The sequence below is a fragment of the Pseudomonas sp. B21-059 genome (genome assembly GCF_026016285.1).
Taxonomy (GTDB): Bacteria; Pseudomonadota; Gammaproteobacteria; order Pseudomonadales; family Pseudomonadaceae; genus Aquipseudomonas; species Aquipseudomonas danubii.
Map to the genome: position 1 here is coordinate 3083379 of NZ_CP087201.1, position 24749 is coordinate 3108127.

The window sequence follows — 24749 nt, forward strand, 5'->3', positions numbered from 1 at the left end:
CATGAGCAGTCATCACCAGGACAAGGCGAACTTTCTCGAACGCCTGATTTTCAACAACCGCCCGGCAGTGATCTTCATTTGCCTTTTGGTCAGCGCTTTTCTGTTCTGGCAGGCGACCCTGATTCGGCCTTCCACCAGTTTCGAAAAGATGATCCCGCTCAAGCACCCGTTCATCGAGCGGATGATGGAGCACCGCAATGACCTGGCCAACCTGGGCAACACCGTGCGTATCTCGGTGGCGGCCCGCGACGGCGACATCTTCACCCAGGAGTACATGGAGACCCTGCGGCAGATCAACGACGAGGTGTTCTACATCTCTGGCGTCGATCGCTCCGGGCTCAAGTCGCTGTGGAGCCCCAGCGTGCGCTGGACCGAGGTGACCGAAGAAGGTTTCGCCGGTGGCGAGGTGATTCCCCAGAGCTATAACGGCTCGCCCGAAAGCCTCGACCAGTTGCGCAACAACGTCCTCAAGTCCGGCCAGGTCGGGCGCCTGGTGGCCAACGATTTCAAATCCAGCATCGTCGACATCCCGTTGCTGGAGTCCTACCCGGACCCTCAGGACCAGGGCAAGCTGCTGGCCCTGGACTACCAGAAGTTCTCCCACCAGCTGGAAGAAAAGATCCGCGACAAGTTCGAAGCGCAGAACCCCAATGTGAAGATCCACATTGTCGGATTCGCCAAGAAGGTCGGCGACCTGATCGATGGCCTGATCATGGTGGTGATGTTCTTCGGCGTGGCCTTCATCATCACCCTGGTGCTGCTGTACTGGTTCACCTGGTGCATCCGCAGCACCATCGCGGTGCTGATCACCACCCTGGTGGCGGTGGTCTGGCAACTGGGGCTGATGCATGCCTTCGGCTTTGGCCTGGACCCGTACTCGATGCTGGTGCCGTTCCTGATCTTCGCCATCGGCATCTCCCACGGGGTGCAGAAGATCAACGGCATCGCCCTGCAGTCCAGTGACGCCGACAACGCCCTGACCGCGGCGCGGCGGACCTTCCGCCAACTGTTCCTGCCGGGGATGATCGCCATTCTCGCCGACGCCGTGGGCTTCATCACTTTGCTGATCATCGACATCGGGGTGATCCGCGAGCTGGCCATCGGTGCCTCCATCGGTGTGGCGGTGATCGTGTTCACCAACCTGATCCTGCTGCCAGTGGCGATTTCCTACGTCGGCATCAGCAAGCGCGCCATCGAACGCAGCAAGAAGGATGCCTCCCGCGAGCATCCGTTCTGGCGCCTGCTGTCGAATTTTGCCAGCCCCAAAGTGGCACCGATCTCCATCGCCCTGGCCCTGGTGGCCTTTGGCGGCGGCCTCTGGTACAGCCAGAACCTGAAGATCGGCGACCTCGACCAGGGCGCGCCGGAGCTGCGTCCCGACTCGCGCTACAACAAGGACAACAACTTCATCATCAGCAACTACTCCACCAGCTCCGACGTTTTGGTGGTGATGGTCAAGACCGCGTCCGAAGGTTGCTCGCGCTATGAAGCCATGGCCCCCATCGACGAGCTGATGTGGAAGATGCAGAACACCGAGGGCGTGCAGTCGGCGATCTCCCTGGTGACTGTGTCCAAGCAGATGATCAAGGGCATGAACGAGGGCAACCTGAAATGGGAAACCCTGTCGCGCAACCCCGATGTGCTCAACAACTCCATTGCCCGGGCCGATGGCCTGTACAACAACAACTGCTCCCTGGCGCCGGTGCTGGTGTTCCTCAATGACCACAAGGCCGCGACCCTGGACCGCGCGGTGCATGCGGTGCAGGAATTCGCCGCGCAGCACAACAAGGATGGCCTGGAGTTCATCCTCGCCGCCGGCAACGCCGGGATCGAGGCGGCCACCAACGAAGTGATCAAGGAGTCCGAGCTGACCATCCTGATCCTGGTGTACATCTGTGTGGCCGGCATGTGCATGATCACCTTCCGCTCCTGGGCGGCGACCCTGTGCATCGTCCTGCCGCTGGTGCTGACCTCGGTGCTGGGCAACGCGTTGATGGCCTTCATGGGCATCGGCGTCAAGGTCGCGACCTTGCCGGTGGTGGCGCTGGGGGTGGGCATCGGGGTCGACTACGGCATCTATATCTACAGCCGCCTGGAAAGCTTCCTGCGCGCCGGACTGCCGTTGCAGGAGGCTTACTACCAGACCCTGCGTTCCACCGGCAAGGCGGTGCTGTTTACCGGCCTGTGCCTGGCCATCGGCGTGTGTACCTGGATCTTCTCGGCGATCAAGTTCCAGGCCGACATGGGCCTGATGCTGACCTTCATGCTGCTGTGGAACATGTTCGGTGCCCTGTGGCTGCTGCCGGCCCTGGCGCGGTTCCTGATCAAGCCGGAGAAGCTGGCGGGGCAGAAGGGCAACTCGCTGTTCGCTCACTGATCCAGGCGTTTTGAACACTCAGCCGCGCCCTCGGGCGCGGCTTTTTCATGCCTGCTCCCAGGGCATGAACAGGCTGGCGCCGCAGGGCAATGCCAGACCCCTTCGACAGTGCCCGCAGGCCGCACCGGCGGCGAGTGATGACTGGACGCAATACGGGCCCGATCCTTGGGCGCCGATCAGCTATGATTGCGCCTTTCCAATTGATGATTGATTGCTATGACCGCTGCTACCGACACCTTGCTCACCGCCCTTGAAGCCTGCGACATGCTGGAAATCGACGGCCTGCACGCCTTCGATTTCACCCTCGACGAGCAGCGCCTGCTGATCGAGTGCATGGATGGCCGTGCCGCCAAGCGCTGGAGCTTTACCCTGGCCCAGGTGCAGGCCGCGACTTTTGATCAGGCGCTGCAGAGCTGGACCCTGGTCGCTGATTCCGGCGAGCACCGCCTGGTGTGCATGAGCGCGTTCAGTGCCCGCGACGAAGAGGAGAGTGAGCATGAAGATGCGTAATTTCTGGCCGCTGTTGATGGCCGGCAGTGTTGGTGCCATGGCGGTCCAGGCCGCGCCGGCAGAGACCCAGGAACTGCTGGTGGGTTCCTACACCCAAGGGCAGAGCCAGGGCCTGTATCGCCTGCGTTTCAACGAGGGGACCGGGCGGATCGATGCCAAGCCGTTGCAAGTGGTGAAGAGCTCCAACCCGTCCTGGCTGACCCTGTCCAAGGACCAGAAATTCGTCTTTGTGGTGAATGAAAACAGCCCGGGGCAGGTTGACCCCATCGGTCGTGTCAGCAGCTACAGCCTGGCGCCCAAGACCCATCAACTGAACCTGATCAACCAGGTGCAGAGCCAGGGCAACGAGCCTACTCACTCCAGCCTGAGCGCCGACGGCAACTACCTGTTCGTCAGCAACTATTCGGTGGACGTGGACCCGGGTGGCAGCCTGGCGGTGGTGCCGGTCAGCGCCGACGGCCATCTGTCGCCGGTGGTGCAGCTCACCAGCCATCCGGGCAGCCGCGTCGATCCCGAGCGCCAGCAGTCGGCCCACGTGCATTCGTCGGTGTCGTCCCCGGACGGCCAGTTCGTGTTCGCCAACGACCTGGGGGCAGACAAGATCTTTGTCTACCGCTACGACCCCAAGGCCAATCCGGAACACCCGCTGACGCCTGCCGAACCGGCCTTTGTCCAGCTGCCCCCAGGCAGTGGTCCGCGCCACTTGCTGTTCAGTGCCGATGGCAAGCGTGCCTACCTGACCCTGGAGATGAGCGCCCAGGTGGCGGTCTTTGACTATCAGGACGGCAAGCTGACCCAGCGTCAGTTGCTGGATCTGGCGGCCAATGGCTCCAAGGAGAAAAAGGCCGCGGCGGCCCTGCATGCCTCCAAGGACGGCCAGTACCTGTATGTCAGCAACCGTGGCACGGCCAACCAGTTGCTGGTGTTCGCCATCGACCCGAGCAACGGCCAGCTCAAGGAGATCCAGCGCCGTTCCGTGGAAGGCGATCACCCGCGGGAGTTCAGCCTCGATCCGAGCAACCGCTACGTGCTGATCGGCAACCAGAAAAGCAATGAAATCGTGGTGATCGAACGTGACGCCAAGACCGGTTTCCTCGGCAAGACGGTGCAGAAACTGCCCTTCGAAGCCCCCAGCGACATCAAGTTCCTGGTGCGTCAATAGACCGCAGGCCCCGGTATCCGGGGCCTGACTGCTTCTATCAATCACGCTGATAATAGCTACTGCCGCAAAGCATTTTTTCCCGCCAACCCTCGGGAGTAAGTTTGCTCAACAGCCCACACGGGCAAGCAAGCCAACTGAATCCGAGGGTTATACCGATGAACTTCAATCTCTTCTCCGTGATCGCAGCCTCCGCCATTTCCGCCAGCGTGGCCCTGCCAGCCAGCGCCAACGTGGAAATCAGCCGCAAGACATCCTCCACCAACACCTACACCCAGAAGTACCTGCAACAAAGCGCCAACTTCTACGCCGCCCTGGATCACAAGAGCCACGGCTGATCGGCTAGCGTTACGCCTGTGCTGGCTAGCCACCTGGCATGTCCAGCGCGATATCCACGTTGCCCCGTAGCCACTGAGTTCCTCACACGATTTGCGCCCAAGCCGGCATGGCTTGCCGACCTTGCGATCGACAAGCTCTGCTTCATGTCATAGGGGAGGGCGCAAGGGGAAGGTTTGCTCAGGCCTGGCTGATGTCCAGCAATCGAGGCATGGCAATCGCCAGATAATCCTGCGTATCGAGCACCATCGACGCATCCAGCCGCCCCGCGTTGAAGGCTATTTCTGCGTAGCCTGTGGTCAAGGCCGGATCGACGATCAATTGAATCCGCTCATCGAAAACAAAAGGAGGGATGGCGCCGATCCGGCACCCTGTCAGTTCCATGGCGGTTTCGGCCTTCACCAGCTCGGCTTTTTTCCCGCCCAGGGCCGCTCCGACTTTCTTCATGTCCAGCTTCTGGTCGCCCGGCAGTATCACCAGGGCATAGGGTCCGGGCTGCCCCTTGAGGGAGCAAAGCATGGCCTTCGCGCCTTGGCCGGGCTCGGTGCCACGGATTTCGGCGACGCGCGCCGACTGGCCCTCGGCATCGTGCATCAACACCCGGTAGGAGGCTGAGCGGGCATCGAGCAGTGCCACGAGGCGATCGAACATCGGATGCATGTGGTTTTCCTCTGGTTTACAGGAGCATGTCGTAGGACAGTTTGCTGATCAGAATCACCAGCAACACCAGGAATAGAGCCCGGACAAAGGGCACGCCCTTATGAACGGCCAGCCAGGTGCCAGTGAGCGCGCCCAGGATGTTGAATGCCGCCATGGGGATTGCGATCAGGTAGAGCACGTTACCCGTTGGGATAAAGAACATGAGTGCCGCTACGTTGGTCGCGATGTTCACCAGCTTGGCCGATGCCGAGGCATGCAGAAAGTCGAAGGCGAAGCAGCGGATGAACAGGAAGATCAGGAAGCTGCCAGTGCCGGGACCGAACAGGCCATCGTAGAAACCGATGGCGCCGCCGATGATGATCGCCAGCAGTTTTTCCTTGGTACCGATGCGCATGGGTTTGTGCAGGGCGCCGAAATCTTTCTTCCAGAAGGTGTAGATCGCCATCAGTACAATCAACACCAGCACCGCCGGCCGGATCATCGACTGAGGTACGAACGACACCGTGGCGGCGCCGAAGAAGGCCATGACAAAGGCCGCGCAGGCGGCGGGGATCACAAGCCCCCAGTTGATCACCACCTTGCGCACGAAGGATCGGGCCGCGAATGCGGTGCCGCAGGCGGCCGCGACTTTGTTGGTACCCAGCAGCGCCGCCGGTTGAGCGGTGGGGAGCACGTTGAATAGCGCGGGAATCTGGATCAGTCCGCCGCCACCCACCGCCGCATCGATCAGGCCGGCGGCGAAGGCGAACACGCAAAGGATGACAATATCGACCATGAAATCAGGCTCTGCCTATGTAGGGTTGATGAGGGGCCAGCGGCACCACGCGTGCCGGATCATTGACCCCGAAGACCCGCAACATCCAGCGATCACGGCCGTCGTAGCGGGGTGTAAAACCATCCCGGGCATGCAGGGTTTGCTGGTTCTTGAAGATCAGCATGTCCCCTGGTTGCAGCAGTATGTGGTGCACGACATCGGGATGATCGGCGGCGGCGGCGAACAGTTGGAGGGCAAACTGCGCATTGGCGCAGGTCGCTTCGACACTCGCTTTGTTGTAGCGGCAATACAGGTCACCGGTTGCGCTTCTGTACAGCAAGGGGACGTTTTCCAGCACATTCCCCTGTTTGCCGAAGGAGGCCGGTCGGCGAACGGTGAAGTTCGGTCGTAACAATTCCTCTTCGACACAGGCCGGCAGAATGGCCAGCACCTCGTCAATGGCGACGATGCGCGTCGGCACATCGAGCTCGCAGCGCAGGCCGGTCAGGGACAGGTACTCCGGACAGGCCGACAACTGCGAGACGGGTTCGCAGGTCAAAGGCAGGTGAGGGTTGTCGACGTGCATGCCCAGGTCCGCGCGCGAGCCATAGGAGCTCTTTTCGGTCTCTCGCTTGTGCTTGGGCGATACGTGACGGAACACGGTGTCGTTGCTTTCACCCTCGTAGGCCAGTGGACGGGTTTGCAGGGTTTGCAGCACGGACAAGATAGCCCCGGCCAGCGTTGATACGTTCTCGATACCCGGCTCCAGGTCATAGGGCGTGGCCGGCAGTTGCGGGTCCAGCGGCAGCCCCCTGACGATCATCGCCACGTCACGGGCCTGTGGAAAATTGCGTAGCTGCTGGATTTTCTCCGGGCACAGGGCACTTTCCAGCAGTCGCCCCAGGGCCGGCATGTGGCGGATACCCGAGGCACTATCGGTCACGTCCAGCGCTGCCAGACCGGCCTGAAGTGTGCGTTGTTCTTCGAGCGACAGATGAATTTGCGGTATCTCCCGTCGGATCGAAGTCACTGATTTTTTTTCCAGCCATTCATGAGTGACTTCATCAACACAAGCTGCGGCTTTCCCGATTACTTCATCCAGCTTTGACACGTCCTTGCGCTCCTGTTTGCCCCATCCTTGTGGGTTGAGCGGGAAGGTTAACGGAAGGGCCTTTTTTTGTGTTGCAATGCCGCGTTGTGAAAAATGCAATGAGGTGGACAGTGGCATTGAATATGTTGGGGGAACTTGAAGCCTTCGCGACCGTGGCTCGCAAGCGCAGCTTCGTCGCCGCGGCACGGACGCTGGGGCGCTCCCCCAGCGCACTGACCCGTGCCGTTCAAGCCCTGGAGGAAAGTGTGGGGCTCAAGTTGTTCAATCGCTCCTCCAATGCCGTGAGCTTGACCGAAGCGGGTGAATGCTTATTGCCCCACGCGTACAAAATGCTCGACCTGCAACGTGAGGTCGATGAAGACCTGTCCGGTCTCAGCGGCCTGGCCTCCGGCTGGATCCGTTTTTCCGCCCCCGAGTTTCTCGGACAAGGGGTATTGCCCCGGTTGATCGCGCAATACTGCGAGCGTTATCCAGACGTTAATGTCGATGTGATTTTCACCGATGAGATCATCGACCCGGCCAAGAGCAAGCTGGACTTCTCGATTCGCGGCGCGTTTCCACAATCCAGCGACTTGATCGGCTTTGCGCTCTGGAGTTACTCACGTTATCTGTACGCCAGCCCCGGCTACCTGGAGCGCAACGGCATGCCCGAGTCCATCGAGGCACTGGAGTCGCATTCGCTGATCCTGCATACGGCGCCACGGATTCTCAAGGAGTGGAATTTTCGCAGTGAGGAGCAGGCCATCAGCTTTCGGGTTCACCCCAAATTTCGTTTCAGCTCCGGTCTGGCGGTATTCCAGGCAGCCCTGGCGGGCGTCGGGATCGCCCGCTTGGCGGATTGGATGGCGGAGCCCGAAGTGGCAGCGGGGCGCCTGCTCCGGGTTTGTCCTGAGTACAAGCTCACCTCCAGCAGCGGTGAGAGCCCACAGATGCACGCGGTGTACCCGGCCGGAAATTTGCCGCTGCGGGTGAAGGCATTGCTGGAGATGATCCGCGACTTAGGTGAAAGCCTCGAATGTAAACGCGGCTCAGCACAAATTATGCTTGGCAGTGGCACATAGCCATGTGTTTAAATTTGACGCTGAATTATTGACTCTTTCCCGAGCAAGGATCGAAAGCATGCTGACGCGTCTGGCTGTGGTTCTGCTGTTGCTCTATTCCACCCCCATCCTGTCTTCTGCCCAGCCTGTGGAAGGCGAGCCAGAGACCTCTCGCGAGCGTTTGACCAGCCTGTTGCAGGACTGACGTTCGAGGCTGGATTGAGCGTGGCAATCAAGGAAGGAACGGGTCCCGGAATCGGGACCCGTTTGTCTGGGTTCAGTCCTTGGACGAACCGCGTTTTACCAGTTTCATGACCACCACGAAGAACACCGGGACGAAGATCACCGCCAGGGTCGCGGTGATCATGCCGCCGATCACCCCGGTGCCGATGGCCTGCTGGCTGGCGGAACTGGCGCCGGTGGCAATGGCCAGGGGCACCACGCCGAGGATGAAGGCCAGGGACGTCATGACGATCGGCCGCAGACGCAGGCGTGCTGCCTGCACCGTGGCGTCGATCAGGTCGTGGCCTTCGTCGTACAGGCTCTTGGCGAACTCGATGATCAGGATCGCGTTCTTCGCCGACAGGCCGATGATGGTGATCAGGCCGACCTTGAAGAACACGTCGTTGGGCATCCCGCGCAAGCTCACCGCCAGCACCGCACCCAGCACCCCCAGGGGCACCACCAGCAGCACCGAGGTCGGAATCGACCAGCTCTCGTAGAGCGCCGCCAGGCACAGGAACACGATCAGCAGCGACAGGCCCAGCAACAGCGGCGCCTGACTGCCCGAGAGGCGTTCCTGCAGCGACAGACCGGTCCACTCCAGGCCCAGGCCGGCGGGCAACTGGCTCACCAGTCGCTCGACTTCCTGCATGGCTTCACCGGTGCTGTGGCCCGGAGCCGGTTCGCCGGAAATGGCAATCGCCGGGTAGCCGTTGTAGCGGGTCAGCTGGGCCGGCCCCAGGGTCCAGGTGGCGCGGACGAAAGCAGACAGCGGCACCATCTTGCCGGCGCTGTTGCGCACGTTCATCCGCAGCAGGTCCTCGACCTGGCTGCGTTGATCGCCTTCGGCCTGGACCACCACCCGCTGCATGCGTCCCTGGTTGGGGAAGTCGTTGATATAGGCCGAGCCCAGGGCCGTGGACAGCAGGTTGCCGATATCGGCGAAGGACACGCCCAGGGCGTTGGCCTGCTTGCGGTCGACTTCCAGTTGCACCTGGGGCGCTTCGGCCAGGGCGCTCTCGCGGACGTTGGCCAGGATCGGGCTCTTTTCCGTGGCAGCCAGCAGCTCGGTCCGGGCCTGCATCAGCGCGGCGTGGCCGACGCCGCCACGGTCCTGCAGACGGAATTCGAAGCCACTGGAGGTGCCCAGGCCGTCGATCGGCGGCGGCAGTACGGCGTACACCACGGCGTCCTTGATCGCACTCAGGGCGCCGTTGGCGCGGTCGGCAATGGCCATGGCCGAGTCGTCGCTGCCCCGTTGCGACCAGTCCTTGAGGGTGGTGAAGGCCAGGGCCGCGTTCTGTCCGCTCCCGGAGAAGCTGAAGCCGAGGATGATGGTGCTGTCGCCCACCCCCGGTTCGCCGGCGTTATGCGCCTCGATCTGTTCCACCACCTTGATCGTGCGGTTCTGGCTGGCCCCGGGCGGCAGCTGGATGTCGGTGATGGTGTAGCCCTGGTCTTCCACCGGGAGGAACGAGGAGGGCAGGCGGCTGAACAGCAGCGCCATGATCGCCAGCAGCGCGACGTAGATCAGCAAGTAGCGACCGGTGCGCTTGAGGGCATAGCTCACGCCGCCCTCGTAGCGGTTGCTCAGGCTTTCGAAACGCCGGTTGAACCAGCCGAAGAAACCGCTGCGTTCATGGTGTTCGCCCTTGGCAATAGGCTTGAGCAGGGTGGCGCACAGGGCCGGGGTCAGGGTCAGGGCGAGGAAGGCCGAGAACAGGATCGAGGTGGCCATGGACAGGGAGAACTGCTGGTAGATCACCCCCACCGAACCCGGCATGAAGGCCATGGGAATGAACACGGCGACCAGCACCAGGGTGATGCCGATGATGGCCCCGGTGATCTGCTTCATGGCCTTGCGCGTGGCTTCCTTGGGCGACAGGCCCTCGGTGGCCATGATCCGCTCGACGTTCTCCACCACCACGATGGCATCGTCCACCAGGATGCCGATGGCCAGCACCATGCCGAACATGGTCAGCACGTTGATGGAGAACCCCAGGGCCAGCATGGTGGCGAAGGTGCCCATCAGCGCCACCGGCACCACCAGGGTCGGGATCAGGGTGTAGCGGATGTTCTGCAGGAACAGGAACATCACCAGGAACACCAGGGCCATGGCTTCCATCAGGGTGTAGATCACTTTGGTGATCGAGACCTTGACGAAGGGTGAGGTGTCATAGGGGATCTTGTATTCCACGCCGGTGGGGAAGTAGCGCGACAGTTCGTCCATCTTGGCGCGGATCAGGGTCGCGGTATTCAGCGCGTTGGCCCCGGGGGACAGCTGCACGCCAACAGCGGTGGAGGGCTTGCCGTTCAGGCGTGTGCCGAACTGGTATTCCTGGCTGCCGACTTCCACCCGCGCCACATCGCCGATGCGCACCGTGGAGCCGTCGGGATTGGCCCGCAGGACAATGTCGGCGAACTCTTCCGGCGTGCTCAGCTGGCCCTTGACCAGGATGGTGGCGGTGATTTCCTGGCTCGACGGGTTGGGCAGATCGCCGATGCTGCCTGCCGGCACCTGGGCGTTTTGCGCGCTGATGGCGGCATTGACGTCCGCCGGGGTCAGGTTGAAACCGATCAGCTTCTGCGGGTCGAGCCAGATGCGCATGGCTCGCTCGGCGCCGTACAGCTGGGCCTTGCCAACCCCGTCCACGCGGCGGATCTCGTTCATCACGTTGCGCGCCAGGTAGTCGCTGAGGGCCACATCGTTGAGGCGCCCGTCATTGGAGGTCAGGGTGATCAGCAACAGGAAGCCGGCGGAGACTTTCTCCACCTGCAGGCCTTGCTGGGTCACGGCCTGGGGCAGGCGCGGCTCCACCGCCTTGAGGCGGTTCTGCACGTCCACCTGGGCCAGCTCCGGGTTGGTGCCGGGCTGGAAGGTGGCAGTGATGGTGGCGCTGCCCAGGCTGCTCTGGGAGGAGAAGTACAGCAGGTGGTCGGCACCGTTGAGCTCCTGCTCGATCAGGCTGACCACCGACTCGTCCAGGGTCTGCGCCGAGGCACCCGGATAGGCCGCGTAGATCTCGATCTGCGGTGGTGCCACGGTGGGGTACTGCGCCACCGGCAGTTGGGGAATCGCCAGGGCGCCACCCAACAGGATGAAGAAGGCGACCACCCAGGCGAACACCGGGCGGTCAATAAAGAATTGCGGCATGTCGTACTACCTACTGGCCAGGATTCTGAGCGAGCGGAAGGGGCGTGTCGTCGATCTGCACCAGCTCGCCGGGACGGGCGTGCTGCAAGCCTTCGACGATGATGCGGTCACCGGGCTTGAGCCCTTCGGTGACGATCCAGCGGTCTTTCTGTACCCCGCCCAGTTGCACGGGGTGTTGCACCACACGGTTTTCGGCATTCACCAGCAACACCTGGGCGACGCCGGCGCTGTCACGCTGGATGGCCCGTTGCGGCACGCTGATGCCCTGCTGGTTGACGGCCTGCTCCAGGCGTACGCGCACGAAGCTGCCGGGCAACAGATCGAGGTCCGGGTTGGGGAACTCGCTACGCAGGATGATCTGCCCGGTGCTCGGGTCGACGCTGATGTCGGCGAACAGCAGTTTGCCGGGCAACGGATAGAGGCTGCCGTCGTCCTGGATCAGGGTGGCCTTGGCCTGGTCCTTGCCCACCTGTTGCAACTGCCCGGCCCGCAAGGCCCGGCGCAGTTCATTGAGCTCACGGGTGGATTGGGTCAGGTCGGCGTGGATCGGGTCCAGTTGCTGGATCAGCGCCAGAGGCGTGGTTTCGTTCTGGCCCACCAGGGCGCCTTCGGTCACCAGGGCGCGGCCGACGCGACCGGAAATCGGCGCGGTAACGGTGGCGAAGTCCAGATTGAGCCTGGCACGTTTGACTGCGGCCTGATTGGCCGCGACTTCGGCATCGGCCTGGCGCCGGGTCGCCCGGGCGTTGTCGTATTCCTGGCCGCTGATGGCCTGGTCGGCGATCAGCTTGGCAAAGCGTTGTTCCTGCAGGCGCGCCTGGAAGGCACTGGCCTCGGCCTTGCGCAGGTTGGCCCGGGCGCTGTCCAGGTCGGCCTGGAAGGGCGCCGGGTCAATGCGGAACAGCACGTCACCCTGCTTGACGTCGGAACCCTCGCGGAAGGTCCGTTGCAGCACCACCCCGGCCACTCGGGCACGGACTTCGGCGATCCGCGGTGCGGCGATGCGCCCGCTCAGTTCGCTGGTGATGGACAGGGCCTGGCTCTGGATCGTCTCGATCCGCACCGTGGCGGTCGGTGGTGTCTGTTCGCCCTCGGTTTGGCCGCAGGCGCTCAGCGCCCCTGCCAGAACCAACAGGCAGAGTGGCGCGAAGAGTTTATTCGACATGCTGATACCCCAATAATGACCTCGGCATGCTAAGGGCATGAGTCAAGGCCCGCTGTGAAGCTGTGTAGGTGCTGTGTGAAAAAGTGTGAAGCAGGCGCGCCCGGGTTGCCGCTGTTGTATATCCTTGGCGCCTCGCTGGTTGTAGCCGGTGCTCTATAAGAAACGCCGGTACTCTGTATTTCTTCAATAAAGACCTCAGCTCATGCCCAATATTCTTCTCGTCGAAGACGACTCCGCCCTCTCGGAACTGATTGCCAGTTATCTGGAGCGCAACGGCTATCAGGTCAGTGTGATCAGTCGTGGCGATCAGGTGCGGGAGCGGGCCAAGAGCAATCCGCCGGACCTGGTGATCCTCGACCTGATGTTGCCGGGGCTGGACGGTTTGCAGGTCTGCCGTTTGTTGCGCGCCGACTCGGCGACTTTGCCGATCCTGATGCTGACCGCGCGCGATGATAGCCATGATCAGGTCCTGGGGCTGGAAATGGGCGCCGACGACTATGTGACAAAACCTTGCGAACCGCGAGTGCTGTTGGCACGGGTGCGTACCTTGTTGCGCCGCAGCAGCCTGAGTGAGCCGCAGACCGCCAGCGACCAGATCCTCATGGGCAACCTGTGCATCGACCTCTCCGAGCGCACCGTGACCTGGCGCGAGCAGTTGGTGGAACTGTCCAGCGGTGAGTACAACCTGCTGGTGGTGCTGGCCCGGCACGCCGGTGAAGTGCTCAGTCGCGACCAGATCCTCCAGCGCCTGCGGGGCATCGAGTTCAACGGCACCGATCGCTCGGTGGACGTGGCCATCTCCAAGTTGCGACGCAAGTTCGACGACCATGCCGGCGAGGCGCGCAAGATCAAGACCGTCTGGGGCAAGGGCTATCTGTTCAGCCGTTCCGAGTGGGAATGCTGAGTCCATGCTGCGCATCCTGATCCGGCTGTACCTGATCACCATCGTCGCCTTCAGCGCAGCGATCTACCTGATTCCCGACCTGGTGATCAAGGTCTTCCACGAGCGTTTCCTGGACTACAACCTGGATCAGTCCCGGGGGCTGCAGAGCTTGATCGTCAAGCAGTTTCGCGCCATGCCTGCGTCCCAGTGGCCGACCCTGGCCGAGGAAATGGACGAGGAGTTCCACCCGCTGCAGGTGGCTCTTGTGCGCATCGACGATCCGGACTTCAGCCTTTACGAGCGTGAGCGCCTGGAACGCGGCGAGAAGGTCGTGCGCCTGGGAGACTGGGGCTGGCGCACACTGGCAGTGTCGCCGCTGGATGACCAGCTGGCGGTGAAGCTGGTGGTGCCGCCGGACCCTCTGGACGTCAACCTGCTGTACTGGAGCATCAACGTGCTGATCGTCGCGGTGCTGCTGGCCTGCCTGCTGCTTTGGGTCAGGCCCCACTGGCGCGATCTGGAGCGCTTGAAGCGCACCGCCGAGCGCTTCGGCAAGGGCCACTTGAGTGAACGCACGCAACTGCCCGGCAGCTCCAACATCGGCAGCCTGGCCCATGTCTTCGACACCATGGCCGGGGACATCGAGCAACTCCTGAACCAGCAGCGGGACTTGCTCAATGCGGTGTCCCACGAGTTGCGCACGCCTTTGACCCGACTGGATTTCGGCCTGGCCCTGGTGCTCTCCGACGATCTGCCTGCCGCCAGCCGCGAGCGTCTGCAAGGGTTGGTGGCGCATATTCGTGAACTGGATGAACTGGTGCTGGAGCTGCTGTCCTACAGCCGCCTGCAGAATCCGGCCTGCCTGCCGGAGCAGGTCGAGGTGTCGCTGGACGAGTTCATCGACAGCATCCTTGGCAGCGTCGACGATGAACTGGAATCGGACATCGTCATCGATGTCCTGCTGCACGGCACCCTGGAGCGTTTCACCCTGGACCCGCGGCTGACTGCCCGGGCCCTGCAGAACCTGCTGCGCAATGCCACCCGTTACTGTGAGAAACGCATTCAGGTGGGCGTGCTGGTCAGCGACGAGGGGTGTGAAATCTGGGTCGACGACGACGGCATCGGCATTCCTGACGACGAGCGCGAGCGGGTATTCGAACCCTTCTACCGCCTGGACCGCAGCCGCGACCGCGCCACCGGCGGATTCGGCCTGGGCCTGGCCATCAGCCGCCGCGCCCTGGAGGCCCAGGACGGCACCCTGACCGTGGAAGCCTCGCCCCTGGGTGGCGCGCGTTTTCGCCTGAGCCTGCCGCCCCCGACCACCCGCTGAACGGCTCCCACGGCCTTGTCGCCGCTGCCGAGCCTGCGATCGCCGACGCAGTCGGCGCAAAGCTGGAACAACGCGGCGTCTGCTCCAGCGTGCCCTCAGGGCCCGTTCGCAGCCTGCGGCAGCGGCTACACAAACCGGCGTGCCTTCAAGGGCGCGCGCCAGCCTGCGGCCAGTCCCGTTTTTGGCCAATGCGCTGCCTTACGGGGCGGCGCCACCACTTGCTATAGTTCGGCCCTCATTTTCCGCCCAGTAAAGGATCACTGCCATGTCCGAATACCAAGCCTTTCGCGTCGAACTCGCTGACAACATCGCCCATGTGCAGATCAATCGGCCGGAAAAGATCAATGCCATGAACGCCGCGTTCTGGAGCGAGATCGTCGAGATCTTCCGCTGGATCGATGACACCGATGCGGTGCGGGTGGTGGTGCTCAGTGGCGCCGGCAAGCATTTTTCCTCAGGTATAGACCTGATGCTGCTGGCTGGCGTGGCCAACGAACTGGGCAAGGACGTGGGCCGCAATGCCCGTCTGCTAAGGCGCAAGATTCTCCAGTTGCAATCCTCCTTCACCGCCGTGGACAACTGCCGCAAGCCGGTGCTGGCGGCGATCCAGGGCTATTGCCTGGGGGGCGCCATCGACCTGATCAGCGCCTGCGACATGCGCTATGCCGCTGACGATGCCCAGTTCTCCATCAAGGAAATCGATATCGGCATGGCGGCGGATGTCGGCACATTGCAACGTTTGCCACGTATCATCGGCGACGGCATGCTGCGCGAGCTGGCCTACACTGGGCGCACCTTCGGTGCCGAGGAAGCGCGCAGCATCGGCCTGGTCAACCGCACCTACAGCGATGCCGCCAGCCTGCTGGACGGGGTCATGGAGATTGCCCGGGAGATTGCCGCCAAATCGCCGATCGCGGTCAGCGGCACCAAGGAAATGCTCAGCTACATGCGTGACCACCGGATCGATGACGGCCTGGAATATGTCGCCACCTGGAACGCCGCCATGTTGCAGTCCAACGACTTGCGTGTGGCCATTGCCGCCCACATGAGCAAACAGAAACCCGAATTTCTGGATTGATTGACGATGATTGCACGCTGGACCACCGCAGTACTCGACACCGACCTTCCTGGCGGCTGGGCCGTGGCCCGCGGCCCGGAAGGTTTTCTCCATGACGACAACGGCGCGCTGTTCCCGCGGCACTGGCTCAAGGGCCAGGACCTGCCGCTGCTGGCGGAACACGGCATCGGCCACCTCGATGGCGAGCCGGTGTACCTGCTGGAACTCAGTGGCCGCGCCGAGGTGCCGGGCTGTCGCTGGAAAAGCCTGCGAGCCTTCATGCTGGAGGGCGATCACACCCTGTACAAGGTCCTGGGCTACGCCGCACAGATCGGCACCTGGGCCCGGGAGCATCGCTTTTGCGGCAGTTGCGGCCGGGCCACGCGGCAAGTGCCGGGGGAGCGGGCAATGTATTGCGAGCCCTGCGATCTGCGGGCCTATCCGCGCATTTCACCGAGCATGATCGTGCTGATCACCCGGGGCGACGAGATTCTTCTGGCCCGCTCTCCGCGTTTCGTTACGGGTGTCTACAGCACCCTGGCCGGCTTTGCCGAGCCCGGTGAGTCGGCGGAGGATTGCTTGATCCGCGAGGTGCGGGAGGAGGTGAGCATCGAGGTCAGGAACATCCAGTACGTGGGCAGTCAGTGCTGGCCGTTCCCGCATTCGATGATGCTGGGCTTCCATGCCGAATACGCCGCTGGCGAGATCATCCCCCAGGAAGACGAGATCGAGGATGCCCAGTGGTTCAACGTGCACGCGCTGCCGCCGTTGCCGGCCTCGCGCTCGATTGCCCGCTACCTGATCGACCTCTATGTGGCGCGCCGTCTAGGCCACGCTGAACCAGTGCTGCCAGGCTAGGCGCACGGTCAACCCCAGGACCACGGTGATGAACACCGGGCGAATGAACTTGGCACCACCGCTGATGGCGGTGCGTGCGCCGAAGAACGCCCCGACCATCACCGACAGGCCCATGCACAGGCCGATGATCCAGTCCACCTGCCCGGAGAACACGAACACCGACAGCGCTGCGATGTTGCTGACGAAGTTCATGCTGCGGGCCACGCCGCTGGCCTTGACCAGGTCGATGGGGTAGAGCAGCAGGCTGCTCACGGTCCAGAACGCCCCGGTGCCGGGCCCGGCCACGCCGTCATAGAAGCCCAGGCTGAAGCCCTGGCTCGATTGCCACTTCTTCTTGATCGGTGCGTCGCTGTCCAGCGGCGCCTTGGGGGTGCCGCCGAACAGCAGGTACAGGCCACAGGCGAAGACGATCACCGGCAGCATCTTGTTCAGCCACTCGGCCGGCAGGTAATGGGCGACGATGGCCCCGGTCAGCGCCCCCACCAGGGTGCCGACAATGGCGTGGGTCCATTGCCGGGGGTGGAACAGCTTGCGGCGATAGAAGGTGAAGCTGGCGGTGGCGGAACCGAAGGTCGAACTGAGCTTGTTGGTACCCAGGACCAAGTGCGGCGGCAGCCCGGCCGTCAGCAGGGCCGGCGTGGTGAGCAGCCCGCCGCCGCCAGCGATGGCGTCGATGAAACCGGCGATGAATGCTACGAGGGCGAGAATGGCGAGGGTGGTCAGGTCTACGCTGAGTTCGAAGGGCATGGATTCGGCTTATTGTTCGGCGGGAAGCGCAAAGGGGGCTGCGCGAAAGATCGCCATCTTACCTGCAACCCCGCCCGCTGCGCGACCGCCTCGACCTTGGTCTGATACCCCTATCCCAGGCGCCGGCTTACCGGCGAGTGAGCCCCTGAGTCTTGCGCACGATCGGAGGACGCCCTCACTGGCAAGCCAGCTCCTACGGACGGCGCATGGCCCGGAAAGCGTAGGAGCCGGCTTGCCGGCGAATGGGCCCTTGAGCCTTGTGCACGACCGGAGGGTGCCTTCGCTGGCAAGCCAGCTCCTACGGACGGTGCAGGGAAGGGTCAGCGTTGCGGGCCGTTGCCGATCTGCCAGACAAAAGGCGGTTCGCTGCCGTTGATACGCCAGTCACCGACAATCCGTGCCTTGTAGATCACCGGGTTATGGGACGACACGGTCCGCGCATTGCGCCAATGCCGATCCAGGGCCTTGCCCTGGCGAATGTCCGAAGCCCCCAGGGCATTGAACAGTTCGCTGGTGGCGCGCTGGATCAGTTCGCTCACCACCACCTGGGCCGTGGCCGATTCGATTTCCGCGGCCACATTGGCTTCACGTTCCTTCACCTGATCCCCGGCAAAGCGCGCCAGGTACGCCCGTTGCGCCGGCGCTGCTGCCCGTACTGTCGCCGCCTCGGCGGCATACACCAGGGCTGCAATCTCGCCCACCACCTGCTGCACCTGGGCGTCGGCGCTGACCTGCGGTGCGTTGCCATGGCTGTAGATGCGTTTGCGCAACCGCACTTCGTGAGCCACATCGCGCAGTGCAGCGCGGCCGATCCCGGACAGGGTCGCCAGCAGCACCAGTTGATAGAAGGCGGTCTGGTATTTGAAGCGGGTGGCGAAGTCGATGAGGTTCTCGGCCTCCACTTCGGCGTCGGTAAAGCGCGAGGTGCCACTGCCGGTGGTGCGCTGGCCGAAACCGTCCCAGTCATCGCTCTGCTGGATGCCGCTCTGGCGAGTCCTTACGGCGGCAATCACATCGCCGCCGGTATCGCTGCGCTGGGCGTAGACATCGATCCAGTCGGAGAAAATGCTGCCAGTGCTGTAGAACTTCTCGCCATTGAGGCGCCATTTTTCGCCGTCCGGCGTCACCTTGGTGATCACTTGGCCAATCTCCACCGCGCCGATTTCAGTCCAGGCGCAGCCGACGATATCGCCCTCGACAAAACGCTTGAACCACAGGTCCCGGGCCGGGCCAGGGGGCGCATTGAGGCGATCCTCGGCAAAGGCGAAGTGCCCGCGCAGGGCCTGGGGCACATTGGCATCGGCCTCGGCCAGCTCGATCAGCAGTTGAAACAGCTGGGGCAGGGAGGCGCCGCCACCACCGTATTCCACCGGCACCCGCAGCGCGCCGAAGCCGGCCTCCTTGAGCCATTGGATAGGTTCATAAGGCAAGGTGCGGCTGTGCTCGCGCTCCACGGCACCGGCGGCGATCTTCTGGAAGATTGGCCGGAAGCGCTCGGCCAGGGCTTCGTAGTCGACGCCTACGGACAGCGGATTGATTACCTGATGTTCGGTCATGGTGTGGCTCCTGGGGCAGGCAGTAAAAAACAGTAGGTGTCGAAGCTGATTGCACACAGCATGCCGGAATCCCCAGTGCCGGTTTGCCTGGGCGCGGGCGGGGGCGAGCATCCGGCAACTGTTGTCCGGGCAACAGTTGATCAACAAATCGGTTGATTGCAGGTTTTTTGGATGGTCTGTCGCAGCTGTTGCAAGTGGCGCTTGCAGGGGCAACGAAGTCGCCCCTGCAACCCTGGCAAGCCGCTGCGGGCCTGGTCCTGCGCCGCGGGCCTGTGCCCTGCCCGGGCTCCGGAACAAGGCTTGCGCCGGCGCTGTCGGGCGCTGGCACGCTTGCTGCTCTGGTCCTTGCACCTTAATCAGTCCCGAGGACCGAACCATGAGTCAGCAAGCCGTCAAATTTGCGTATTGGGTGCCTAACGTCAGTGGCGGGCTGGTGGTGAGCAAGATCGAACAGCGCACCCACTGGGGCATCGACTACAACCGCAAGCTGGCGCAGATCGCCGAAGCGGCGGGCTTTGAATACGCCCTGACGCAGATCCGCTTCACCGCCGGGTACGGCGCCGAATACCAGCATGAGTCGGTGGCCTTCAGCCATGCGCTGTTGGCGGCAACCGACAAGCTCAAGGTGATCGCGGCGATCCTGCCCGGGCCCTGGCAACCGGCCCTGGCGGCCAAGCAACTGGCGACCATCGATCAACTGACCAACGGCCGCATCGCGGTGAACATTGTCAGCGGCTGGTTCAAGGGCGAGTTCCAGGCCATCGGCGAGCATTGGCTCGAACACGATGAGCGTTATCGCCGTTCCGAGGAGTTCATCCGTTCCCTGCGCGGGATCTGGAGCCAGGACCACTTCACCTTCAAGGGGGACTTCTATCGCTTCGACAATTACAGCCTCAAACCCAAGCCCCTGGGGCAACCGGAAATCTTCCAGGGCGGCAGTTCGCGGGCGGCCCGGGACATGGCCGCGAGGGTGTCGGACTGGTACTTCACCAATGGCAACAGCGTGGAGGGCATCAAGGCCCAGGTTGACGATATTCGTGCCAAGGCCGCCGCCAACCAGCATTCGGTGAAAGTCGGGGTGAATGCCTTTGTGATCGCCCGGGACACCGAGGAAGAAGCCCGGGCGGTGCTGGCGGAGATTATCGACAAGGCCGATCCGGAGGCGGTGAATGCCTTTGGCGATGCAGCCAAGCAGGCCGGCAAGGCCTCACCGGAGGGTGAGGGCAACTGGGCCAAGTCCAGCTTCGAGGACCTGGTGCAATACAACGACGGCTTCAAGACCAACCTGATCGGCACCCCGCAGCAGATTGCCCAGCGGATTGTCGCCTTGAAGGCGGTGGGGGTGGATCTGGTCCTGGCGGGCTTCCTGCATTTTCAGGAGGAGGTTGAGTATTTCGGCCAGCGCGTACTGCCGTTGGTGCGGGAGCTGGAAGCCCAGGCCCTGCTCAAGGAGCAAGAAGCCGCAGCTTGAATGGCGTGTTGCTTGCCGGCGAAGAGGCCCGCAAGCCTTGCATCGCCCTCGAAGACGCCTTCGCTGGCAAGCCAGCTCCTACGGGAAGGTGTTTTGCGAGGTTGCTTGTAGGAGCCGGCTTGCCGGCGAAAGGGCCCCTGGGTCTTGTGCAAGGCTTGAGGACGCTTTCGCTGGCAAGCCAGCTCCTACGGGGGCGGGTGGGTTACAGGCCCAGGTCGCTGAGGCCTGGATGGTCATCCGGGCGCCGGCCCAGGGGCCAGTGGAATTTGCGCTCGGTTGCCTTGATCGGCATGTCGTTGACGCAGGCAAAACGCCGGGCCATCAGCCCTTGTTCGTCGAACTCCCAGTTCTCGTTGCCGTAGGAGCGGAACCAGTTGCCCGAGTCGTCATGCCATTCATAGGCGTAGCGCACGGCGATGCGGTTGTCGGTAAAGGCCCAGAGTTCCTTGATCAGGCGGTAATCCAGTTCCTTGGCCCATTTGCGGGCGAGGAAGGCCTTGGCCTCTTCGCGGTTGTGGGCAAACTCAGCGCGGTTGCGCCATTGGGTGTCCAGGGTATACGCCAGGGATACCCGTTCCGGGTCCCGGGAGTTCCAGCCATCTTCGGCCAGACGGATCTTTTCAATCGCCGACTCGCGAGTGAAAGGTGGAAGGGGCGGGCGCACTTGAGCGTTAGACGACATGACTTGTCTCCAATAAAAGTTGCTGTTCAAACAAAGCAGTTGCTCTTGTTTAAAACAATCAGAGGTCCAATAACTTTCGCGCCATGCATTGCGCATTATCAGCAGCACTGTGATCGCCCATGACAAGGGCAACGGTAATGGCGCCATCGATCAGGATCAGCAGTTGCGCTGCCAGTTCCTTTGGATGTTGCACGCCATGTTCCTGGCAAAGCTCGGTCACGTAATCGAGCAGTTTCTGTTTATGTTGTTTGGCCACCTGGCGCACCGGGTCCTGGGGATCGCCGGTCTCGCCGCTGGTGTTGATAAAGGCGCAGCCGCGGAAACCTTCGGACCCGAACCAGTCCCTGAGTACGCTGAACAGCGCCAGCAGCCGCTGTGCAGAGCCTTCGGCCTTGCCCACTTCAGTCCTGTACCAGTGCATCCAGCGCTGGTCGCGACGTTCCAGGGCGGCCACCACCAGTTCGTCCTTGTTGCTGAAATAGCGATAGACGCTCTTTCTCGAGACCCCGGCGGTCTTCACCAACAGATCCATGCCAGTGGCGGCAATGCCGCTCTTGTAGATCAGCTTCTCGGTGACGTCGAGGATGATGTCGCGTGTTTCAGAGGGAGTGATTTCGTTCATGGCGCAAAGAGTAGAACGATCGTTCTCCTTGGTCAATCCTGTTATTCAAACTTTTATATTCAGCGGTCTTTCTCACAGGTGCTGGCTTGCCGGCCAAGGTAATTTCCAGGGCAGTGCAAGACTCAAGATGCTTTGCGCCAGCAAGCCGGTTACTTCAGAACGGGCTGACAGGGGACTCAGCCTGTTCCATGGTGTAAGCTCTTGCGCTCTTTGGATTTGAGCCACTGCGAGCCCTATGCCGTCGCTTTTCAAACGTTCCTTGCTGCCCAAACTGCGCAGCTTCCCCCTGGCTGCCGAAGCCTTCACCACTCTGACTGGCGCTGCGCAATTTCGTCGCACTCTGCTGGAGCAAATTGCCCAGGCCCGGCGGCGCATCTATATCGTCGCGCTGTACCTGCAGCAGGATGAGGCCGGTCAGGAAATCCTCGATGCCCTGCATGCCGCCAAGGCCGCGCGCCCGGAACTCGAGGTGCTTGTGGTGGTGGACTGGCTGCGGGCCCAGCGCGGCCTGATCGGCGCCGGCAAGCAGCCGGGCAACTCGGCCTGGTATCAGGAAATGACCCGTACCCATGCCACCGAAGTGCCGATCTACGGCGTGCCGGTGCAGACCCGGGAGCTGTTCGGGGTCCTGCACCTCAAGGGCTTCGTGATCGACGATTGCGTGCTCTACAGCGGCGCCAGCCTGAACAACGTGTACCTGCACAAGTTCGACAAGTACCGCTTCGACCGTTACCACCTGCTGCACAACCGCGCCCTGGCCGACTCCATGCACCATCTGGTGCAGCACGGCCTGGTGGCGTCGCGGGCGGTACATCGCCTGGACCTGCCGAACCTGCCGACCACCCGCAGTCTGCGTAACGACATCGGCGACCTGCGCAGTCGCCTCAAGCACGCCACCTACGACACCACCGCTGGTGGCCTGGACAAAAGCGGGCTGTCGGTCAGTCCGTTGCTCGGCGTCGGCAAGGGCAACCCGCTGAACCGGATCATCTGCGAACTGATCGCCGGGGCCCGCCAGCAACTGACCATCTGCACGCCGTATTTCAACCTGCCCTTGGTGGTGACCCGGGAAATCAATCGGGCCCTGGAGCGCGGGGTAAAGATCGACATCATTGTCGGCGACAAGACCGCCAACGACTTCTATATCCCGCCCAGCGAGCCGTTCAAGGTCATCGCGGCCCTGCCTTACCTGTACGAGATCAGCCTGCGACGCTTTGCCAAGCGCCACCAGAAAGTCATCGACAGCGGCCTGCTCAACCTGCACCTGTGGCGTGACGGCGACAACACCTACCACCTCAAGGGCCTGTGGGTGGATGAGCGCTACACCTTGCTTACCGGCAACAACCTCAATCCCCGGGCCTTCCGCCTGGACCTGGAGAACGCCCTGTTGCTGGACGATCCCAAGGGCGAGTTGCTGGAGGCGCGTCGTGCCGAACAGGCCGAGATCTACCGCCATACCCGGCGCATCGAGCACTTCCAGTACCTGGACAGCCTGGTGGACTACCCCGAGGCGGTGGGCAAGTTCCTGCGTCGGGTCAGCCGGGTGCGCATCGAACGCCTGCTCTACCGCATGCTGTAGCCTGTAGCCGCTGCCGAGCCTGCGAGGCTGCGCAAAGGTCCGCAGGACCTTCAGCGTTCCGAAGAACGACGCCGCCTGCAGAGCCGTTCGCAGCCTGCGGCAGCGGCTACAGGGATCGGGGGGTTGGCCAGATGGCGATCAGTACCAGCAACACCGCCGCGAGCAGGTAGGGCAGGCGCGGTTCGATGGCGTAGATCAGGCTGCCGGCCATGGGGCCGATGACCACGCCCAGGCCCTGGGCCGCGCCGATGCTGCCAGCTGTCGCGCCCTGTTCCGAGGCCTCTACGGCATTGGCTGCCAGGGCCGAGAACGATGGAAACACCCCACCCATGCCCGCCGCCGAGACAAAGAACGCCAGCCACAGGCCCCAGGCGCTGTCCACCAGCATGCTGCCGGCATAGCCCAGCGCCGACAGCAGGGCGCCGTAGCGGATCATCCGCAGCGGCGGCCATTCCAGCTTGCGCACCACCAACTGCGCGCAGATCAGTGCCACGCCGACCATGGCCAGGGCCACCCCGGCCGTCTGGGCGGCATCGGCAGGGCTCATGTGCAAACGGTCCAGGGCGTAGAAGCTGACGGTGATCTGGGCAATCGACACACAGAGCATGGCGACAAAGGCCACCACCATGGGCCGGCGCAGCCGTGGGTCGCCCAGGCGCACCCGCGTCGGGGCATGGGCCAGGTGCAGTTCCTGGCGCGGCAACTGGTAGCGCAGCACCACAAATGCCAGCAGCGGCAGCACCGCCATGGCGTAGAACGGCAGGCTGAGGCTGTAGCGGGCCAGCAAGGCGGCCACCGCAGGCCCCACCACCAAGCCCACGGCGTTGGCGGCGCCCAGGGTGGCCATGGCGCGGGCGCGGTGCTGGGGTTCGACGTTATCGGCGATCAGGGCGAAGCCGCCCACCGGGATCGCCGCATAAAAGGCGCCGATCAGCCCGCGGCCAAGCATCAGGCCGAGAAAGGCCATGGCGACGCTGGGCAGCGACTGCAACGACAGGTCGATGAACAGGCACAGGGCCCAGTAGGCGAGGGTGAAGCCTGCGGTGCCCAGCAACAGCACCCGACGCCGGCCGAAGCGGTCACTGGCCTGGCCCCAGGGGCGTGCCAGGAGCATCCAGATCACCCCGGAAACGGTCACGGCGGCGCCCGCATGCCAGGTTTCCAGATGCAGGGCCCGGGAGATCGGGCCGATCAGCGAGACGAAGGCCATCATCGACATGGTGCAGGCCATGTAGGCGGCCATCAGCGGCAGCAGCGAGAAGGGTTTGGCAGCCAGCGGCGTGGCCGCTGCTGTGGAGCGAGACATAGTGGGTCTTCCATGAAAGCCGTTGGGCCGTGAACGTTATCGGGATAACGGGCAACCGCCCAGCCTTATCTGCGTCGGTGATGGCAGCACCCTTCAGGCGCCGGCTTGTCGGCGAAGCGGGCGACCAGGACGAAGAGGCAATTGGGGCCTGTGTTGTTCTGGACGTCGCT

The 24749-nt window shown here is 63.0% G+C and carries 22 protein-coding genes; 12 read left to right on the forward strand and 10 right to left on the reverse strand.

The features are described from left to right. Position 1 precedes the first annotated feature (1 nt). The 4 genes from LOY69_RS14135 (at position 2) to LOY69_RS14150 (ending at position 4384) form a co-directional block, all read left to right on the forward strand. A complete protein-coding gene (locus tag LOY69_RS14135) occupies positions 2–2377 on the forward strand; it encodes an efflux RND transporter permease subunit (RefSeq protein WP_110595573.1) in 2376 nt (791 codons plus the stop codon). 216 nt (positions 2378–2593) lie between these two features. Further along, on the forward strand, positions 2594–2887 hold the full coding sequence (locus LOY69_RS14140; RefSeq protein ID WP_102865212.1) for a DUF5629 family protein: 294 nt from the start codon (positions 2594–2596) through the stop codon (positions 2885–2887). After that, positions 2874–4049 carry a lactonase family protein gene (locus tag LOY69_RS14145; protein ID WP_102879615.1) on the forward strand — a complete coding sequence of 392 codons (1176 nt, stop codon included), beginning with the start codon at positions 2874–2876 and terminating at the stop codon, positions 4047–4049. The genes LOY69_RS14140 and LOY69_RS14145 overlap by 14 nt, the downstream gene beginning before the upstream one ends. 155 nt (positions 4050–4204) lie before the next feature. Continuing rightward, a complete protein-coding gene (locus LOY69_RS14150; RefSeq protein WP_102865210.1) occupies positions 4205–4384 on the forward strand; it encodes a hypothetical protein in 180 nt (59 codons plus the stop codon). Between the two features lie 178 nt (positions 4385–4562). Here LOY69_RS14150 and LOY69_RS14155 read toward each other — a convergent pair whose 3' ends face one another. Genes LOY69_RS14155 through LOY69_RS14165 form a run of 3 tightly spaced genes read right to left on the reverse strand, consistent with a single transcriptional unit; the run spans position 4563 to position 7024 of the window. Next, a complete protein-coding gene (locus tag LOY69_RS14155) occupies positions 4563–5042 on the reverse strand; it encodes a YbaK/prolyl-tRNA synthetase associated domain-containing protein (protein WP_080963096.1) in 480 nt (159 codons plus the stop codon). A 16-nt stretch (positions 5043–5058) separates the two neighbouring features. Beyond that, a complete protein-coding gene (locus tag LOY69_RS14160; RefSeq protein ID WP_265074785.1) occupies positions 5059–5817 on the reverse strand; it encodes a sulfite exporter TauE/SafE family protein in 759 nt (252 codons plus the stop codon). Positions 5818–5821: 4 nt separating this feature from the next. Continuing rightward, positions 5822–7024 carry a TauD/TfdA family dioxygenase gene (locus LOY69_RS14165; RefSeq protein WP_222933700.1) on the reverse strand — a complete coding sequence of 401 codons (1203 nt, stop codon included), beginning with the start codon at positions 7022–7024 and terminating at the stop codon, positions 5822–5824. On the opposite strand from LOY69_RS14165, the gene LOY69_RS14170 reads away from it, so the two are divergent. Together LOY69_RS14170 and LOY69_RS14175 are read left to right on the forward strand one after the other, a co-directional pair. Further along, positions 7018–7968: a LysR family transcriptional regulator gene (locus LOY69_RS14170; RefSeq protein ID WP_170002445.1), complete on the forward strand. Its 951-nt coding sequence runs from the start codon at positions 7018–7020 to the stop codon at positions 7966–7968. The two genes, LOY69_RS14165 and LOY69_RS14170, sit on opposite strands and share 7 nt — an antisense overlap. Positions 7969–8026: 58 nt before the next feature. Next, positions 8027–8152: a hypothetical protein gene (locus LOY69_RS14175; RefSeq protein WP_016965043.1), complete on the forward strand. Its 126-nt coding sequence runs from the start codon at positions 8027–8029 to the stop codon at positions 8150–8152. A 72-nt stretch (positions 8153–8224) separates the two neighbouring features. On the opposite strand, the gene LOY69_RS14180 is transcribed toward LOY69_RS14175, so the two are convergent. Both LOY69_RS14180 and LOY69_RS14185 read right to left on the reverse strand, forming a co-directional pair. Then, positions 8225–11323: an efflux RND transporter permease subunit gene (locus LOY69_RS14180; RefSeq protein ID WP_102879612.1), complete on the reverse strand. Its 3099-nt coding sequence runs from the start codon at positions 11321–11323 to the stop codon at positions 8225–8227. A gap of 10 nt (positions 11324–11333) precedes the next feature. Continuing rightward, entirely contained in the window at positions 11334–12488 is a 1155-nt protein-coding gene (locus LOY69_RS14185) for an efflux RND transporter periplasmic adaptor subunit (RefSeq protein ID WP_102879611.1), read from the reverse strand. Positions 12489–12690: 202 nt separating this feature from the next. Between LOY69_RS14185 and LOY69_RS14190 the strand changes: the two genes are divergently transcribed. From LOY69_RS14190 to nudC, 4 genes are all read left to right on the forward strand, one after another. Continuing rightward, on the forward strand, positions 12691–13392 hold the full coding sequence (locus tag LOY69_RS14190; RefSeq protein WP_102879610.1) for a response regulator transcription factor: 702 nt from the start codon (positions 12691–12693) through the stop codon (positions 13390–13392). A 4-nt stretch (positions 13393–13396) separates the two neighbouring features. Then, complete coding sequence (locus LOY69_RS14195) at positions 13397–14701, forward strand: ATP-binding protein (protein WP_265074786.1); 1305 nt, start codon at positions 13397–13399, stop codon at positions 14699–14701. Positions 14702–14966: 265 nt separating this feature from the next. Then, on the forward strand, positions 14967–15779 hold the full coding sequence (locus tag LOY69_RS14200) for a crotonase/enoyl-CoA hydratase family protein (RefSeq protein ID WP_102865202.1): 813 nt from the start codon (positions 14967–14969) through the stop codon (positions 15777–15779). A gap of 6 nt (positions 15780–15785) precedes the next feature. After that, positions 15786–16616: an NAD(+) diphosphatase gene (gene nudC, locus LOY69_RS14205; RefSeq protein ID WP_102865201.1), complete on the forward strand. Its 831-nt coding sequence runs from the start codon at positions 15786–15788 to the stop codon at positions 16614–16616. Here nudC and LOY69_RS14210 read toward each other — a convergent pair. Together LOY69_RS14210 and LOY69_RS14215 are read right to left on the reverse strand one after the other, a co-directional pair. Then, positions 16584–17363 carry a TSUP family transporter gene (locus tag LOY69_RS14210; RefSeq protein WP_011061548.1) on the reverse strand — a complete coding sequence of 260 codons (780 nt, stop codon included), beginning with the start codon at positions 17361–17363 and terminating at the stop codon, positions 16584–16586. The two genes, nudC and LOY69_RS14210, sit on opposite strands and share 33 nt — an antisense overlap. A 320-nt stretch (positions 17364–17683) precedes the next feature. Then, complete coding sequence (locus LOY69_RS14215; protein ID WP_110595575.1) at positions 17684–18919, reverse strand: acyl-CoA dehydrogenase family protein; 1236 nt, start codon at positions 18917–18919, stop codon at positions 17684–17686. 376 nt (positions 18920–19295) lie between these two features. Between LOY69_RS14215 and sfnG the strand changes: the two genes are divergently transcribed. Next, the gene (sfnG, locus tag LOY69_RS14220) at positions 19296–20390 is read left to right on the forward strand and encodes a dimethylsulfone monooxygenase SfnG (protein WP_102865199.1); all 1095 of its coding nucleotides are present in this window, start codon (positions 19296–19298) and stop codon (positions 20388–20390) included. A gap of 202 nt (positions 20391–20592) precedes the next feature. Here sfnG and LOY69_RS14225 read toward each other — a convergent pair whose 3' ends face one another. Then, on the reverse strand, positions 20593–21072 hold the full coding sequence (locus tag LOY69_RS14225; RefSeq protein ID WP_016965720.1) for a DUF1348 family protein: 480 nt from the start codon (positions 21070–21072) through the stop codon (positions 20593–20595). Between the two features lie 58 nt (positions 21073–21130). Next, the gene (locus LOY69_RS14230; protein WP_102865197.1) at positions 21131–21694 is read right to left on the reverse strand and encodes a TetR/AcrR family transcriptional regulator; all 564 of its coding nucleotides are present in this window, start codon (positions 21692–21694) and stop codon (positions 21131–21133) included. 235 nt (positions 21695–21929) lie between these two features. Here LOY69_RS14230 and pssA point away from each other — a divergent pair, with 235 nt between their 5' ends. Continuing rightward, positions 21930–23273, forward strand: coding sequence for a CDP-diacylglycerol--serine O-phosphatidyltransferase (gene pssA, locus LOY69_RS14235; RefSeq protein ID WP_102865196.1), 1344 nt, complete (start codon positions 21930–21932; stop codon positions 23271–23273). Between the two features lie 106 nt (positions 23274–23379). Here the strand turns inward: pssA and LOY69_RS14240 are convergent, their stop codons facing one another. Beyond that, positions 23380–24579, reverse strand: a complete 1200-nt coding sequence (locus LOY69_RS14240) for an MFS transporter (protein ID WP_110595577.1) — start codon at positions 24577–24579, stop codon at positions 23380–23382. Between the last annotated feature and the right edge of the window lie 170 nt (positions 24580–24749).

What these genes read in the sequence shown, in the direction of transcription:
- LOY69_RS14135 (WP_110595573.1), top strand. Translation starts at nt 2, where the DNA reads ATGAGCAGTCATCACCAGGACAAGGCGAACTTTCTCGAACGCCTGATT.
- LOY69_RS14140 (WP_102865212.1), top strand. Translation starts at nt 2,594, where the DNA reads ATGACCGCTGCTACCGACACCTTGCTCACCGCCCTTGAAGCCTGCGAC.
- LOY69_RS14145 (WP_102879615.1), top strand. Translation starts at nt 2,874, where the DNA reads ATGAAGATGCGTAATTTCTGGCCGCTGTTGATGGCCGGCAGTGTTGGT.
- LOY69_RS14150 (WP_102865210.1), top strand. Translation starts at nt 4,205, where the DNA reads ATGAACTTCAATCTCTTCTCCGTGATCGCAGCCTCCGCCATTTCCGCC.
- LOY69_RS14155 (WP_080963096.1), bottom strand. Translation starts at nt 5,042, where the DNA reads ATGCATCCGATGTTCGATCGCCTCGTGGCACTGCTCGATGCCCGCTCA.
- LOY69_RS14160 (WP_265074785.1), bottom strand. Translation starts at nt 5,817, where the DNA reads ATGGTCGATATTGTCATCCTTTGCGTGTTCGCCTTCGCCGCCGGCCTG.
- LOY69_RS14165 (WP_222933700.1), bottom strand. Translation starts at nt 7,024, where the DNA reads ATGCCACTGTCCACCTCATTGCATTTTTCACAACGCGGCATTGCAACA.
- LOY69_RS14175 (WP_016965043.1), top strand. Translation starts at nt 8,027, where the DNA reads ATGCTGACGCGTCTGGCTGTGGTTCTGCTGTTGCTCTATTCCACCCCC.
- LOY69_RS14180 (WP_102879612.1), bottom strand. Translation starts at nt 11,323, where the DNA reads ATGCCGCAATTCTTTATTGACCGCCCGGTGTTCGCCTGGGTGGTCGCC.
- LOY69_RS14185 (WP_102879611.1), bottom strand. Translation starts at nt 12,488, where the DNA reads ATGTCGAATAAACTCTTCGCGCCACTCTGCCTGTTGGTTCTGGCAGGG.
- LOY69_RS14190 (WP_102879610.1), top strand. Translation starts at nt 12,691, where the DNA reads ATGCCCAATATTCTTCTCGTCGAAGACGACTCCGCCCTCTCGGAACTG.
- LOY69_RS14195 (WP_265074786.1), top strand. Translation starts at nt 13,397, where the DNA reads ATGCTGCGCATCCTGATCCGGCTGTACCTGATCACCATCGTCGCCTTC.
- LOY69_RS14200 (WP_102865202.1), top strand. Translation starts at nt 14,967, where the DNA reads ATGTCCGAATACCAAGCCTTTCGCGTCGAACTCGCTGACAACATCGCC.
- nudC (WP_102865201.1), top strand. Translation starts at nt 15,786, where the DNA reads ATGATTGCACGCTGGACCACCGCAGTACTCGACACCGACCTTCCTGGC.
- LOY69_RS14210 (WP_011061548.1), bottom strand. Translation starts at nt 17,363, where the DNA reads ATGCCCTTCGAACTCAGCGTAGACCTGACCACCCTCGCCATTCTCGCC.
- LOY69_RS14215 (WP_110595575.1), bottom strand. Translation starts at nt 18,919, where the DNA reads ATGACCGAACATCAGGTAATCAATCCGCTGTCCGTAGGCGTCGACTAC.
- sfnG (WP_102865199.1), top strand. Translation starts at nt 19,296, where the DNA reads ATGAGTCAGCAAGCCGTCAAATTTGCGTATTGGGTGCCTAACGTCAGT.
- LOY69_RS14225 (WP_016965720.1), bottom strand. Translation starts at nt 21,072, where the DNA reads ATGTCGTCTAACGCTCAAGTGCGCCCGCCCCTTCCACCTTTCACTCGC.
- LOY69_RS14230 (WP_102865197.1), bottom strand. Translation starts at nt 21,694, where the DNA reads ATGAACGAAATCACTCCCTCTGAAACACGCGACATCATCCTCGACGTC.
- pssA (WP_102865196.1), top strand. Translation starts at nt 21,930, where the DNA reads ATGCCGTCGCTTTTCAAACGTTCCTTGCTGCCCAAACTGCGCAGCTTC.
- LOY69_RS14240 (WP_110595577.1), bottom strand. Translation starts at nt 24,579, where the DNA reads ATGTCTCGCTCCACAGCAGCGGCCACGCCGCTGGCTGCCAAACCCTTC.